At 70.6% G+C, this 14,968-nt stretch carries 12 protein-coding genes; 9 read left to right on the top strand and 3 right to left on the bottom strand.

All coding sequences use genetic code 11. The annotated features are described in order from the left end of the window. Positions 1–21: 21 nt before the first annotated feature. From msrB to OF380_RS05260, 8 genes are all read left to right on the top strand, one after another. A complete protein-coding gene (gene msrB, locus OF380_RS05295) occupies positions 22–450 on the top strand; it encodes a peptide-methionine (R)-S-oxide reductase MsrB (protein WP_264049722.1) in 429 nt (142 codons plus the stop codon). A 305-nt stretch (positions 451–755) separates the two neighbouring features. Continuing rightward, the gene (locus OF380_RS05290) at positions 756–1,709 is read left to right on the top strand and encodes a CYTH domain-containing protein (protein WP_264049721.1); all 954 of its coding nucleotides are present in this window, start codon (positions 756–758) and stop codon (positions 1,707–1,709) included. Between the two features lie 339 nt (positions 1,710–2,048). Beyond that, entirely contained in the window at positions 2,049–3,452 is a 1,404-nt protein-coding gene (locus OF380_RS05285) for a dicarboxylate/amino acid:cation symporter (protein WP_264049720.1), read from the top strand. Between the two features lie 22 nt (positions 3,453–3,474). Then, complete coding sequence (locus OF380_RS05280; RefSeq protein ID WP_264051204.1) at positions 3,475–4,380, top strand: ROK family protein; 906 nt, start codon at positions 3,475–3,477, stop codon at positions 4,378–4,380. Between the two features lie 155 nt (positions 4,381–4,535). Beyond that, on the top strand, positions 4,536–5,561 hold the full coding sequence (locus OF380_RS05275) for an ArsR/SmtB family transcription factor (RefSeq protein WP_264049719.1): 1,026 nt from the start codon (positions 4,536–4,538) through the stop codon (positions 5,559–5,561). 68 nt (positions 5,562–5,629) lie between these two features. Beyond that, on the top strand, positions 5,630–6,550 hold the full coding sequence (gene metF, locus OF380_RS05270; RefSeq protein WP_264049718.1) for a methylenetetrahydrofolate reductase [NAD(P)H]: 921 nt from the start codon (positions 5,630–5,632) through the stop codon (positions 6,548–6,550). Positions 6,551–6,707: 157 nt separating this feature from the next. Continuing rightward, on the top strand, positions 6,708–10,460 hold the full coding sequence (gene metH / locus OF380_RS05265) for a methionine synthase (protein WP_264049717.1): 3,753 nt from the start codon (positions 6,708–6,710) through the stop codon (positions 10,458–10,460). Positions 10,461–10,614: 154 nt separating this feature from the next. After that, positions 10,615–11,061 carry a hypothetical protein gene (locus OF380_RS05260; protein WP_264049716.1) on the top strand — a complete coding sequence of 149 codons (447 nt, stop codon included), beginning with the start codon at positions 10,615–10,617 and terminating at the stop codon, positions 11,059–11,061. Positions 11,062–11,073: 12 nt separating this feature from the next. Here OF380_RS05260 and OF380_RS05255 read toward each other — a convergent pair whose 3' ends face one another. Continuing rightward, positions 11,074–11,283, bottom strand: a complete 210-nt coding sequence (locus OF380_RS05255; protein ID WP_264049715.1) for a hypothetical protein — start codon at positions 11,281–11,283, stop codon at positions 11,074–11,076. A gap of 188 nt (positions 11,284–11,471) precedes the next feature. Between OF380_RS05255 and fae the strand changes: the two genes are divergently transcribed. After that, positions 11,472–12,011, top strand: a complete 540-nt coding sequence (fae, locus tag OF380_RS05250; RefSeq protein ID WP_264049714.1) for a formaldehyde-activating enzyme — start codon at positions 11,472–11,474, stop codon at positions 12,009–12,011. A gap of 67 nt (positions 12,012–12,078) precedes the next feature. On the opposite strand, the gene OF380_RS05245 is transcribed toward fae, so the two are convergent. Beyond that, on the bottom strand, positions 12,079–13,701 hold the full coding sequence (locus OF380_RS05245) for an FAD-dependent oxidoreductase (RefSeq protein ID WP_264049713.1): 1,623 nt from the start codon (positions 13,699–13,701) through the stop codon (positions 12,079–12,081). 126 nt (positions 13,702–13,827) lie between these two features. Continuing rightward, positions 13,828–14,760, bottom strand: a complete 933-nt coding sequence (locus tag OF380_RS05240) for a sensor histidine kinase (RefSeq protein WP_404810540.1) — start codon at positions 14,758–14,760, stop codon at positions 13,828–13,830. Positions 14,761–14,968 lie beyond the last annotated feature (208 nt).

Below are 14,968 nucleotides of genomic sequence, written 5' to 3'. Positions count from 1 at the left end.
CCCGCCTGGAATCCGTGCCCCATGAGCCAATCCTCAACCCCTCACGCCCCCGCCGACGACGCGATCGCGGCCCGCACCGAGGCGGAGTGGCGCGCCCTCCTCACCCCGGAGCAGTACCGGGTGCTGCGCGAGCACGGCACCGAGCGGGCGGGCACGAGCTGCCTCAACGCCGAGAAGCGGGCCGGCACCTTCCACTGCGCCGGTTGCGACGCGCCGCTCTTCGTGAACGGCACCAAGTTCGAATCCGGCACCGGCTGGCCGAGCTTCTTCGATCCGATCGACGGCGCCGTGGAGACCCAGGTGGACCGCAGCCACTGGATGACCCGCACGGAGGCCCATTGCGCCCGCTGCAAGGGCCATCTCGGCCACGTCTTCGACGACGGCCCCGCGCCCACCGGCCTGCGCTACTGCATGAACGGCATCGCGCTGCGGTTCGAGCCGAACGCCTGATCGACGGGGGCGGCACATTGGGATGGGGATGATCCGGCCCGTGCGGGCGCGATGGTCTTGATTTCGCCGCGGTTTTGCTTAGTCCGGAACGACGTATTATTGACCTTCTGCCTCGCAACGCTTGGGGCGAGCGCAGAAGATAACCTTTGTCAATGGCTTGACGGGTCGGTTCGTCCTCTCCGGTCCGTGACGCCACCTCGAAGAGCCGGCGGTCCGCCTCGCCTTGCGGGAGGTCGGCGGTCCTGACCTCAGGGTCCGCCCGGCTCCGCATGCCCGGACGACCTGCCCTCGCGCGGAGAATGTCGATGAGCCTCGTACGCCGGTTTCTCGTGGCCCCGTCCCTGGTCCGCCTCGTCCGCAAGGAGCGGGGGGCCGCCCGGATCAGCGAGGGCTACTTCGCGCCCCAGGCCGGGCGCGTCTCCTACGTGCGGGTGGACGGCCAGACCTGCCACCTCGTCCTCGTCACCTCCGCGCCGGACGGCGCCACGAGCGAGGAGCGCACCGACGTGCCGCGCGCCCATGGCGACGCGCTCATGGATGTGTGCTCGGGCAAGGCCGCCTATGACCGGACCAGCCTCGCCCTCGGCGGCGGGCGGGAGGCCCTGGTCGACCGCTACGTGGTGCCGGGCGAGCTCGACCTCGTCAGCGTCGCCTTCGAGGGCCCCGACGAGGCGGGCGCCTTCCCGGTGCCGGCCTGGTTCGGACCCGAGGTCACGGGCGATGCCGCCTATGACCGGCACGCCGTCGCCCTGCAGGGCCCGCCCCAGCCCGGCGAGATCGCTCTGAGCAACGCCGCCCTCGAGGCGGTCCTCGACCTCGTGGAGCCGCGCTTCGGCTTCGGCCGCTTCGGCGGCACCGCCAAGACCGGCGACGGCGACGGGATGATGAAGGCCCTGCGCCGCGTGGCCGGGGGCGCCGCCGTCGCCGCTCCGGTGGTGGCCGGGGCCACCGCGCCCGCCCCGGCGGAAGCGAGCGCGCCCGCCGAAGCCCAGCACGCCGAAACCCCGCCAGTCGAAACCCCGCCCGCCGAAGCCGTGCCGGCGGAGCCGCACCCGGAGCCCGCGCATGCCGCGGCCGCGGAGTCCGAGCCGGCCCCGGATGCGGGCCAGCCCATCGATTCCCGGATCGACGACGTCATCGAGAGCCTGTCCCAGGCGCTGGGCAACCCGCAGCCCCAGGGCCCCTCCCGGGGCGAGGAGGACATCGCGGCCGAGTTCGAGCGCTGGACCGTCCGCCCCCGGCGCACCCAGCAGACCTGAGCGCCGTCGCCCTCCGGACCGGAGGGCGCTCCCGGCGTCGAGCTGCGGAGCCCGCCTGACGAACCCCTGCCGGGGCGGGCCCCCGGCATCGGGGGATCGCGCGTTTCCCGCGACGCGGTCGCGCCGGCATCGGCCGGCATCGGCCCGCCTGCCCACGCCCTTGCCGTCTGAACCCCCGCCCGACCCCGCGCCGACGCGCCGCCGCCTTCCGCGCGGAGGGGGTGGGACGCCCCGCCGTTTGTCACCGGTGGCGGGCGCGCGCGATTGAGCCATGAGAATAAAGTGGCTAGCGTCGGGATTAACAATCGACGGGACGCGCAGAGCGCGGCGGGAGGCATCATGGCTCAGGCAACGACACACGGAGCGGTTCATGCGCCCTCCGCTCCTCCCCAGAAGGAAGCCTGGTACAAGGTGCTCTACATCCAGGTGCTGATCGCCATCGCGCTCGGCATCCTGCTCGGCTACCTGCACCCGGAATGGGGCAAGTCGGTCAAGTGGCTCGGCGACGCCTTCATCGCACTGATCAAGATGATGATCGCGCCGATCATCTTCTGTACCATCGTGCACGGCATCGCCTCGATCGGCGACCTGAAGAAGGTCGGCCGCGTCGGCCTGAAGGCGCTGATCTACTTCGAGGTGGTCTCCACCATCGCGCTCCTCATCGGCGTCCTCGTGGGCGAGGTGGTCAAGCCGGGCGCCGGCTTCAACGCCGACGTGACCAAGCTCGACGCCAAGGCGGTGGAGAAGTACGCCAAGATGGCGGCCGACGATTCGGTGACCGGCCACATCATGGCGCTGATCCCGAAGAGCTTCTTCGACGCCTTCGCCACCGGCGACCTGCTGCAGGTGCTGCTGATCTCGATCCTCACCGGCGTCGTCGTCACCGGCATGGGCGAGCGCGGCCAGGCCATCACCCACGCCATCGACACGGCGGGCCAGGTCTTCTTCCGCATCATCGGCCTCGTGGTGAAGCTCGCGCCCATCGGCGCCTTCGGCGCCATGGCCTTCACCATCGGCCAATACGGCATCGGCAAGGTGGTCGACCTCGCCTGGCTGGTGGGCACCTTCTACGTCACCGCCTTCCTGTTCGTGGTCCTGGTGCTCGGCGGCATCGCCCGCGTCGCCGGCTTCTCGATCTTCAAGTTCCTGGCCTACATCAAGGACGAGCTCCTCATCGTGCTCGGCACCTCCTCCTCCGAGACGGTGCTGCCGCACATGATGACGAAGATGCGCCGGCTCGGCGCCTCCGACTCCGTGGTCGGCCTCGTGATCCCGACGGGCTACTCGTTCAACCTCGACGGCACCAACATCTACATGACGCTGGCCTCGCTGTTCCTGGCGCAGGCGGTGGGAGCGGACCTCTCGTTCGCCCAGTACGCCACCATCATCCTGGTCGCGATGCTGACTTCGAAGGGCGCCTCCGGCGTCACCGGCGCCGGGTTCATCACGCTCGCGGCCACGCTCTCGGCGATCCCCAACAACCCGGTCCCCGTTGCGGCCATGACCCTGATCCTCGGCGTCGACAAGTTCATGTCGGAGTGCCGCGCCATCACCAACCTGATCGGCAACGGCGTCGCCACCGTCGTGGTCAGCCGCTGGGAGGGCGAGCTCGACCAGGAGAAGCTGAACCAGGTCATGGCGCATCCGGTCTCCATCGGCACCGACATCTCGGATCACGCGCCGAACATGGACACGACGACCCCGTCGAGCGCGGCGGCGCCGATCCCGGCCCCGGCGCGCTGAGGGGTCCGCGCTGACCGGTCCCCTGCGCATCGGCATCGATCTCGGCGGCACCAAGATCGCCGGGATCGCCCTCGACGAAACCGGGGCGACGCGGGGGGAGCGCCGCGTCGCGACCCCACGCGGTGATTACGACGGGACGCTCGGGGCCATCGCGGGCCTCGTCGCGGCCCTGGAGGCCGAGGCCGGGGCGCCCGGCACGGTGGGCGTCGGGATGCCCGGGGCCGTCTCGCCCCGCAGCGGCCGCGTCATGAACGCCAACTCGGTCTGGCTGAACGGACGCCCCTTCGCCGCGGATATGGAGCGTGCGCTCGGCCGCCTCGTTCGGGTGGAGAACGACGCCAATTGCCTCGCGGTCTCCGAGGCGGTCGACGGCGCGGGGGCCGGGCTCGGCCTCGTCTGGGCCATCATCCTCGGCACCGGCGTCGGCTCCGGGATCGCGATCCAGGGCCGGGCGCTGTCGGGGCGCGGGCGCATCGCCGGAGAATGGGGCCACAACCCGCTGCCCCGCCCCCGCGACGACGAGCGCCCCGGCCCCGCCTGCTATTGCGGGCGCCACGGCTGCCTGGAGACCTGGCTCTCGGGCCCCGCGCTCGCCGCCGACCACGCCCGGCACGGCGGGGGCGCCCTGGTCGGGGAGGGGGTGATCGCCGCCCTGCGGGCCGGGGACGACGCGGCCGGGGCGACGCTCGCCCGTTACCGCGACCGGCTCGGGCGGGGCATCGCCCACGTGGTCAACCTCATCGACCCGGACGTCATCGTCATCGGCGGCGGGCTCTCCCGTGTGCCCGAGATCCTCGCGGGCCTGCCCGATGCGATCGCGCCGCACGTCTTCTCGGACGGCTTCGACACGCCGATCCTCCCGAGCCGCCACGGCGACGCCTCGGGGGTCCGGGGCGCGGCCTGGCTCTGGAACCCGCCGCGCGGCTGATCGCGGACCGTCGACGTCCGCGCGCTCAGCATGGGCCCGAGGCCCCGCGCGCCAGGGCTGTCGACGTCGGCAGCTCCGAGGATCCGCCACGATCCCACCGGGAGCCGTGCGAGAGGCGCTTGTCAGGGACGGTGTTTTCACATAAAGATATCTTTATGTCTCACGCGGGCCCTGCCTTCACGTCGACCCTGCCGTTCACCGACGCCCTCGCCATCCTGCGCGCGGCGGCCGAGGAGACGCGCCTGCGCGTCCTCGCGCTGCTGGCCGCCGGGGAATTGTCGGTCTCGGACCTCACGGACATCCTGGGGCAGTCGCAGCCGCGCATCTCGCGCCACCTCAAGCTGCTGGTCGAGGCCGGTCTGGTGGAGCGGCACCGCGAGGGGGCCTGGGCCTTCTTCCGCCTCGTGGAGGAGCGCGCCGCCCTCGTCCAGCCGCTGATCGCCGGGCTCGACGCCGCGCGGCCGCCGCTCTCCGAGGATCTCGCCCGCCTCGGCGCGGTGCGGGGCCAGCGGGCCGAGGCGGCCCAGGCGTTCTTCGCGCGCCTCGCGCCGAAATGGGACCACCTGCGCTCGCTGCACGTGCCGGAGGCCACCGTCGAGGCGGCGGTGCTCGACGCCCTCGGCGACCGGCCGATCCAGAACCTCGTCGACCTCGGCACCGGCACCGGGCGCATGCTCGGGCTGCTCGCCGCCCGGGCCGCGCGGGCGGTCGGTCTCGATTCGAGCCACGCCATGCTGTCCGTGGCGCGGGCGAACCTTGAGCGCGCGGGCCTCGCGCGGGTCGACCTGCGCCAGGGCGACATCCACGCGCCGCCCTTCGGACGCGGCGCCTTCGACCTCGTCGTGGTACATCAGGTGCTGCACTACCTCGACGACCCGGCGCGCGCCCTGCGCGAAGCCGCCCGCCTCGTCGCCCCGGGCGGGCGCCTGCTCGTGGTGGATTTCGCGCCCCACGACCTCGAATTCCTGCGCGAAGCCCAGGCGCATCGCCGCCTCGGCTTCGCGCCCGAACAGGTGACGGGCTGGCTCGCCGATGCGGGCCTGCCGAGCGTCACGGTCCGGGACCTCGCCCCCACCGGAGAGGTGGAGGATCAGCTGACCGTGACCCTCTGGCTCGCCACCGACGCCGCCGAGGCGCAGGCCCGGCCGCCGCTTCGCCACGAGGAGCGGGCCGTCGCCTGAGGGCGGCCGCCACCTCGAACACCCCTTCCGCCGACCGTCTGAACCGACCGACATAGAGGACGACCCCGATGCCATCCGCCTCCCACCATCGCGCCAGCCGCGACGGCTACCGTCCGATCCGGGTCTCCATCGAGTTCTTCCCCCCCAAGACCGAGGAGATGGAGAAGATCCTCTGGTCCTCGATCGAGCGCCTCGCGCCGCTCCAGCCGAAATTCGTCTCGGTGACCTACGGCGCCGGCGGCTCCACCCGCGAGCGCACGCACAACACCGTCGCCCGGATGGTGAAGGAGACGAGCCTCCAGCCGGCCGCCCACCTCACCTGCGTCGACGCCACCCGCGAGGAGATCGACGCCGTCGTGCAATCCTACTGGGATGCCGGCGTGCGCCACATCGTGGCCCTGCGCGGCGACCCGCAGGACGGCGTCGGCACCGCCTACCGGCCCCATCCCGGCGGCTATGCCCAGACCGCCGATCTCGTCGCCGGCATCAAGCGCATCGGCGACTTCAAGGTCTCGGTCTCGGCCTATCCGGAGAAGCACCCGGAAGCCTCCTCGCTGGACGCGGACATCGATGCCCTGAAGGCCAAGGTCGATGCCGGCGCCGACCAGGCGATCACCCAGTTCTTCTTCGAGAACGACATCTATCTGCGCTACGTCGACAAGGTGCGCGCCGCCGGCATCGACATCCCGATCATCCCCGGCATCCTGCCGGTGCAGAACTTCAAGCAGGCGGCGAACTTCGCCCGCCGCACCGGCGCCTCGGTTCCGTACTGGCTCGCGGCCCGGTTCGAGGGCCTGGACAACGACGTCGAGACCCGGCGCCTCGTGGCGGCGGCGGTGGCGGCCGAGCAGGTGCTCGACCTCGTCGACCACGGCGTCAACGACTTCCACTTCTACTCGATGAACCGCTCCGACCTCGTCTACGCCATCTGCCACGTGCTCGGCCTGCGGGCCCAGGCGCCGAAGGTGGCGGCTGCCAAGGCAGCCTGAAGCCAATCATCCCGGGGCACGGGACCTCTCCTCCCCCCTTGCGGGGAGGAGCCGGAGGTGGGGGCGGTGTCGGATACGGCGCGGCACCTTCGCTTCAACCCCTAACTCCTCCCCGCAAGGGGGAGGGGACTCATCAGCGACGGAATCCGAGACACACATGACCGACCTGCGCCCCGTCGACGGAAAAGAGATCGAAGCCGCCCTGCGCCAGCGGGCGGCGGAAAAAATCCTCGTCCTCGACGGGGCGATGGGGACCGTGATCCAGCGCCTCGGCTACGGCGAGGCGGATTTCCGCGGGGAGCGCTTCGTCGATCACGGCCACGACCAGAAGGGCAACAACGACCTCCTGATCCTGACGCAAGCGGACGCGATCCGGCAGATCCACCTCGACTACTTCCTCGCGGGCGCCGACGTCTGCGAGACCAACACCTTCTCCGGCACCACCATCGCCCAGGCCGATTACGGCATGGAATCGATCATCCACGAGCTGAACGCGCAGGGCGCCCGACTGGCCCGCGAGGCGGCGGCCCTGGCCGAGGCGCAGGACGGCCGCCGCCGCTTCGTGGCCGGCGCCATCGGCCCGACGAACCGCACCCTCTCGATCTCGCCGGACGTGAACAATCCCGGCTACCGGGCCGTGACCTTCGACGAGGTCAAGCAGGCTTATATCGAGCAGGTGCGCGGCCTGATGGATGGCGGCGCCGAACTCATCCTGATCGAGACCATCTTCGACACCCTCAACGCCAAAGCGGCGGTCGCCGCCGCCTGGGCGGTGTTCGAGGAGCGGGGCATGGTCCTGCCGATCATGATCTCGGGCACGATCACCGATCTCTCCGGCCGCACCCTGTCGGGCCAGACCCCGGAGGCGTTCTGGAACGCGCTGCGCCACGCCAGCCCGCTGACCATCGGCCTCAACTGCGCGCTGGGCGCCCGGGAGATGCGCGGCCACATCTCGGAGCTGTCGCGCATCGCCGACACCCTGGTCTGTGCCTATCCGAATGCGGGCCTGCCCAACGAGTTCGGCCTCTATGACGAGAGCCCCGAGGCCATGGGCAAGCTGGTGGGCGAGTTCGCCACCGCCGGCCTCGTCAACATGGTGGGCGGCTGCTGCGGCACCACGCCGGACCACATCCGCGCCATCGCGCAGGCTGTCGAGGGCGTGAAGCCCCGCGCCATCCCTGAGGTGCCCCGCCTGATGCGCCTGTCGGGCCTCGAGCCCTTCACGCTGACGAAGGAGATCCCCTTCGTGAACGTCGGCGAGCGCACCAACGTCACCGGCTCGGCCAAGTTCAGGAAGCTCGTCACGGCGGGCGACTACGCGGCGGCGCTGGACGTGGCGCGCGACCAGGTCGCGGCGGGCGCCAGCATCATCGACATCAACATGGACGAGGGCCTGCTCGATTCCGAGAAGGCCATGGTCGAGTTCCTCAACCTCGTGGCGGCCGAGCCCGACATCGCCCGCGTGCCGGTGATGATCGACTCGTCCAAGTTCCACGTCATCGAGGCCGGCCTCAAGTGCGTCCAGGGCAAGGCCATCGTGAACTCCATCTCCATGAAGGAGGGCATCGAGAAGTTCATCGCCGACGCGCGGGTGTGCCGCTCCTACGGCGCGGCGATCGTGGTCATGGCCTTCGACGAGCAGGGCCAGGCCGACAGCTACGAGCGCAAGGTCGAGATCTGCGCCAAGGCGTACCGGGTGCTGACCGAGGAGGTCGGCTTCCCGCCCGAGGACATCATCTTCGATCCGAACGTGTTCGCGGTCGCCACCGGCATCGAGGAGCATAACGGCTACGGCGTCGCCTTCATCGAGGCGACCAAGACCATCCGCGAGACCCTGCCCCACGCCCACATCTCGGGCGGCATCTCGAACCTCAGCTTCGCCTTCCGGGGCAACGAGCCCGTGCGCGAGGCCATGCACGCGGTGTTCCTGTACCACGCGATCCAGGTCGGCATGGACATGGGCATCGTCAACGCGGGCCAGCTCGCGATCTACGACGAGCTGCCGCCCGAGCTCCGCGAACTCTGCGAGGACGTCGTCCTCAACCGCCGCGAGGATGCCACCGACCGCCTGCTGGAGGCGGCCGCGCGCTTCAAGAGCGGGGCCTCCACCCAGGCCAAGACCGCCGACCTCACCTGGCGCGAGGCCCCGGTGGCCAAGCGCATCGAGCATGCCCTGGTCAACGGCATCACCGAGTACATCGTGGCCGACACCGAGGAGGCCCGCCTCGGCGTGGAGCGCCCGCTCCACGTCATCGAGGGGCCGCTCATGGCCGGCATGAACGTGGTCGGCGACCTGTTCGGCTCGGGCAAGATGTTCCTGCCGCAGGTGGTGAAATCCGCCCGCGTGATGAAGCAGGCGGTGGCCTATCTCGAACCCTTCATGGAGGAGGAGAAGCGCGCCAATGGCGGCGACGGCAAGCGCCAGGCCGCCGGCAAGATCCTGATGGCGACGGTGAAGGGCGATGTGCACGACATCGGCAAGAACATCGTCGGCGTCGTGCTCGCCTGCAACAACTACGAGATCATCGATCTCGGCGTGATGGTGCCGGCGGCCAAGATCCTCGACGTGGCCAAGCGCGAGAACGTCGACATCGTCGGCCTGTCCGGCCTCATCACCCCGTCGCTGGACGAGATGGTGCACGTGGCCGCCGAGATGGAGCGCGAGGGCTTCGACGTGCCGCTCCTCATCGGCGGGGCCACCACCAGCCGCGTCCACACCGCCGTGAAGATCCACCCCTCGTACAACCGGGGCCAGACCGTCTACGTCACCGATGCGAGCCGCGCCGTCGGCGTGGTCTCGAGCCTGCTCTCGCGGGAGACGCGGGACACCACCATCGCCAACATCCGGGCCGAGTACAAAAAGGTCTCGGACGCGCATGCCCGCTCGGAACTCGACAAGCAGCGCCTGCCGCTGGCCAAAGCCCGCGCCAACCCGTTCAAGATCGACTGGTCCGGCTACCAGCCGAAGAAGCCGAGCTTCACCGGCGTGCGGGTCTATTCCTCCTACGAGGTCGCCGACCTCGTGCCCTATATCGACTGGACGCCGTTCCTGCAGACCTACGAGTTCAAGGGCCGCTATCCCGCGATCTTCGAGGACCCGAACCAGGGGGCGGCCGCGAAGGCCCTGTTCGACGACGCGCAGGAGATGCTGAAGCAGATCGTCGACGAGCGCTGGTTCAACCCGAAGGCGATCATCGGCTTCTGGCCGGCCAACAGCGTCGGCGACGACATCGCGCTCTTCACCGGCGAGAGCCGCTCGGACAAGCTCGCGACCTTCTTCGGCCTGCGCCAGCAATTGTCGAAGCGGGACGGGCGCGCCAACACCTGCCTGTCCGACTTCGTGGCGCCGGCCGAGACGGGGATCGCCGATTACGTCGGCGGCTTCGTGGTCACGGCGGGCCTGGAGGAGGTGCGCATCGCCGAGCGCTTCGAGCGGGCCAACGACGATTACCGCTCGATCCTGGTCAAGGCGCTCGCCGACCGCATCGCCGAGGCGCTCGCCGAGCGCATGCACGAGCGGGTGCGCAAGGAATTCTGGGGTTACGCCGCCGACGAGACCTATGCGCCGGAGGACCTCGTGCGCGAGGAATACGCCGGCATCCGTCCGGCCCCCGGCTACCCGTCCCAGCCCGACCACACCGAGAAGGTCACGCTGTTCGACCTGCTCAAGGCCGAGTCCCGCATCGGCGTGAAGCTCACCGAGAGCTACGCCATGTGGCCGGGCTCCTCGGTCTCGGGCCTCTACATCGCCCACCCGGAGGCGCATTACTTCGGCGTGGCGAAGGTGGAGCGCGATCAGGTCGAGGATTACGCGATCCGCAAGGGGATGGATCTGCGGGAGGTCGAGCGCTGGCTCGGCCCGATCCTCAACTACGATCCGGCCCGCTACCTCGCGGCGGCCGCCGAGTAGGTCTTCGCTGCCCGCCTCCTCTCCATGGCCGGGGTGGAGGCGGGACCGAAAACCCCAGGCATGTGTCCCGGCGAGGCTTGACCGTGGGCGTGCCTGCGCTTCAATGCCGGTCCGGCTCAACCATGGCCCGAGATCAGCGAAGGGCGTCCGAAACGTGTACCGGCTCACCGGCTCCCTCGTCGCCACCGTCGCGCTCGGGCTCGTCGCCTCGGGCTGCACGGGCTTTGCCTACATCTCGAAGACCTATGTCAGCCTGACGCCCCAGGTCGTGACCATCGGCTGCAAGGACCCCTACGAGGTCTACGACCAGCGCCGGGTGCGCCGGATGCTGATCGTCTCGAACGCCCTGCGGGAGACCACGGGCTGCGGCATCGACGACGCGCTGGCCGGGGGCGACCCGGCCCTGACCCGGGTCAAGCGTTTCCGCGAGGCGGCGCGCACCTACCTGAACGAGACTGTGCGCGAGGATTGCCGGATCAGCGGCGAGACCGTGTTCACCGACCTGCAGACCGAGTTCACCTATACCTGCGCCGCGCCGATCGAGCCCCGCGACGCCAAGGTGCCGCGCCTGCCCGGCCGCAGCAACCGCGTCGGGCTCTAGGGCGCGCCTGGCCTAGGCCCCGCCGGGCACGTGGGGGAACGTCCGCTCCATCGCGTCGCCCGAGGCGGCCAGCAGCGCCCGGGCGAGGGTGCGGGCCTCCTCCCGGCTCAGCGCCAGGATCGCCGTGACGGGCCGGCCCTCCAGGTCGGGCAGGTCGATCTCGACCCGTACGCCCCCGGCCTCCGCCGCCACCGCCAAGCTCCAGTCCCGTTCCGTGCTCATCGGGTCACGCGCCTCTTACCGTGCCGTCGATCCCGGCGGCCCTGCATGACCGATCCCGGGGCGCGAGGCCAGGGGGTGGCCGACGGCGCGCCGCGCCGCGATTGACGGCCCCCGGCCCGGTGGTGTTTGTCCGCCCGACCCGTCCCCGGCCCGCCGGGGCCATCGAAACAGCGTTGGAGGAAGACCCCATGTCCGAGATCTGGTTCCGTACCGGCGAGGCGACCGTGCTCGCGGCGGACGGACAGTACACCGACGCCATGCCCGAAGTGCTGATCGGCTCCACCCGGGGCCCGGCGGGCCAGGCCTTCGCCGGCATGATGGGGCAGGTCCAGGGCCACACCCGGATGTTCGTGGTGCGCGACCTCAACCAGCTCGTGCGCCCGGCCACGATGATGACCACGAAGGCGACGATTCACACGGCGGCCTACGTCGAGCTCCTCGGCGGCGTGGTCCAGGCCGCCACCGGCGACGCGATCATCGACTGCGTGATCGAGGGCGTGCTGCCGAAGGACGGCCTCGACGACCTGTGCATGATCATCATGATCTGGCTCGACCCGCGCTGCGCCGAAGACGCCAACCTCGACCAGAAGGACCTCTACCGCACCAACTACGAGGCGACGAAGCTCGCCATCGGGCGCGCCATGCGGGGCGAGCCGACCATCGACGAGCTCATCGCCAATCGGAAGACGGTGAAGCACTACGCCCTGGAGGACGTGATCGAGTACTGATCGTGTACGATCCGGACCCGGCGCGAACCGTTCGCGCTGGGTCCGTATGCGCGCGAGCCCGCCGGGCTCAGGTCCGGGCGCGGACGTGCTCCCAGACCTTGGAGATCACCACCGAGCCCTCGCCGACCGACGAGGCGACGCGCTTGACGGAGCCGGCCCGCACGTCGCCCACCGCGAAGATGCCCGGATGCGACGTGGCGTAGGGCGAGCCCGCGCCGTCGATGTCCCCGGTCAGCACGAAGCCGTGGCTGTCGAGTTCGACGAGGCCCGAGAGCCAGCGGGTGTTGGGCGCGGCCCCCACCATGATGAAGACCGCGCAGGTCGCGAGGCGGCGGGAGCCGCCGTCGCCGACGCTGCGGATCGTCACCGCCTCCAGGCGATCCGCCCCGTGGAGGGCGGCGACCTCGGCCCCGTACTCGATCGTGATCGCCGGATCGGCCTCCAGGCGGCTCGAAAGGTAGCGCGACATCGAGGTCGCGAGCGACGGCCCCCGCACCAGGAGGCGGACGTGACGGGCCGCGCGGCTGAGGAACATCGCCGCCTGCCCGGCGGAATTGCCGCCGCCGATGATGACCACCTCGGCGTTCCGGCAGTAGCGCGCCTCGATTTCCGTCGCCGCGTAGTAGACGCCCGCGCCCTCGAACGCCTCGAGGCGCTCGATCGGCAGGCGCCGGTACTGCACCCCGGTCGCCACGACGACGGCCTGCCCGCGCACGCGCTGGCCGGTCTCGAAGGTCGCGCAGAAGCCCCCATCCGCGAGCCGCTCCAGCTTGGCCACCCGCCGCGGCATCGCGAACCGCGTCCCGAACTTCATCGCCTGGACCTCGCCCCGCCAGACGAGGTCGGCCCCGGAGATCCCGGTCGGGAATCCCATGTAGTTCTCGATCCGGCTCGACGTGCCGGCTTGCCCGCCGATGGCGACGTCCTCCACCACCAGGGCGCGCAGGCCCTCCGCGCCCGCATAGACGCCGGCCGCCACGCCGGCCGGGCCGCCGCCGACGATGAGCACGTCGAAGACCTCGTCGTCCACGAGGTCGTGGTTGAGGCCGAGCAGGTGGGCGACCTTGTCGGGGGTCGGATCGGTCAGGACCACGTCGCGGCCGAAGATCACCGCGGGCCGGTCGGCCCCGATGGCGCAGCTCGTCGCGACGCGGGCCGCCTCCGGGCTGCCCAGGGCATAGGATTGGTAGGGGAGGCGGTTGCGGCTGGCGAACTCCGCGATCCGCCGAACGGCGCGGTCGTCGTCCTCGCCGATCAGCACCAGGGTGCCGTCGCGCGAATCGAGCTGCCGTCGCCGCCGGGCCGCCAGCACCGTGATCACGATGTCCGACATCTCCGGGATCTCGGACATCAGCCGCAGCATCTCCGGGCGCGGCACCTCGATGACGCGGGTCTCCGTCACCGCCCGCATCGGCATCGACCAGTTGCCGCCGTTCAGGAAGGCGATCTCCCCCATGAACTGCGTCGGCCCGAGGGTGGACGGGAGGTGCCGCTCGTCCGTGAAGGGGTCCACCACCTCGATCTCGCCCGTGAGGACGTAGACGAAGCGGTCGGCCGGCTGGCCGGCCCGCGCGAGGAAGGTCCCGGCCGGATAAAGCCGCTCGGTGCCGGCGGCCCGCAGCGCCGCGATATGCGAGGCCGCGAGGGGGACGCGCTGCATCTCGCGCAGGTCACGGCCGATGGTTTCCATGCTTCGCTCCCGCTCACGGGCCAGTACGGCGCAGCTTCGCCGGCTGTCTTCGTCAGATAAGCCGGTCGAATTTGCAAGCTGGCGGGTGTGACAACGACGGTCCGCGCCGCCGAGGGGCGGAGTGCTTCAGGCCTGGAAGGCGAGGCGGACCACGGTACCGCCCTCGTTGCTGTAGGCGAGCTGCCCGCCCAACTGTCCGGCCAGCCCCTGCGCGATGCGAAAGCCGAGGCTGCGCGTGGTGCCGGGGTCGAAATCCACCGGCATGCCGCGTCCGTCATCCGCGATGGTGAGCCGGAGCCGCTCCGCGTCGATCCGTTCGATCTGGATCGTGATGGTGCCCCGCCCACCCGCCGGGAAGGCGTGCTTGAGGGCGTTGGTGACCACCTCGACCACGAGGAGCGACAGGGTGGTCAGTCGGGTGAGGTCGAGGCGCACCGGGGGCATGTCCACGAGGCAGACGATGTTCTGCGCGCCCGTGGCGTCGAGGAGGTCGGCGCAGAGTTCCTTCAGGTACTGGCCGACGGGGGCCTCGATGCTGCTCGGGTCGTAGAGGCGGCGGTGGATGCGGGAGATCGTCTCCAGCCGCACCCGCGCCTCGTCGAGGGCGGTCAGCGCCGCCTTCGGGTCGTCCCCGACCTTGCGCTTCTGCAGGGTGAGCAGGGCGGCCACGAACTGCATGTTGTTGGCGACCCGGTGCTGCAGCTCCTGGAACATGGTGCGCTGCTGCTCGTAGAGCCCCGCCGTCACCGCCTGCTCGGTGCGCAGGCGCTCGCCCGCCCGGTGCATGATGTGGATCAGCGCGATGTCGACCGTGACGATGAAGGCGTAGAAGGCCAGGGCCAGCGCGGTCGGCCCGTCGATGAGGAAGGCGCTGGCCGGCGGGATGAAGAAGTACCAGGCGGCGAGCCCGCTCAGAATCGCGCAGGTGATGCCGGGGCGCAGGCCGAAGAAGAAGGTCGTGAGGATCACGGCCGGGAAGAAGGTCAGGTAGGGAAAGCCCGGCGGCAGCACGTCGTCGAGGGCGAAGCGCAGGGCCAGGGCCAGGGCCGAGGCGGCCACGGCGGCGGCCTCGCCGAGCCAGATGCGCGCGCGCAGGCGTTCGGTCGCGTGGACGGCCTGCCAGCCCTTCCACCACGAAGCAGAAATCTTGGAGGCCGGAATCTTGGAGGCCGGAATCTCGGAGGTACGCGTCGAAGATCGGGGCAGCGTCGTCGTCTCTTTGGAATCGCACCAGATTTACGGGCGGCGGCAACGGCTGACCAGCTCG

Source organism: Methylobacterium sp. FF17 (assembly GCF_025813715.1).
GTDB classification, from domain to species: domain Bacteria; phylum Pseudomonadota; class Alphaproteobacteria; order Rhizobiales; family Beijerinckiaceae; genus Methylobacterium; species Methylobacterium flocculans.
This window is presented reverse-complemented; position numbering and strand designations above follow the sequence as displayed.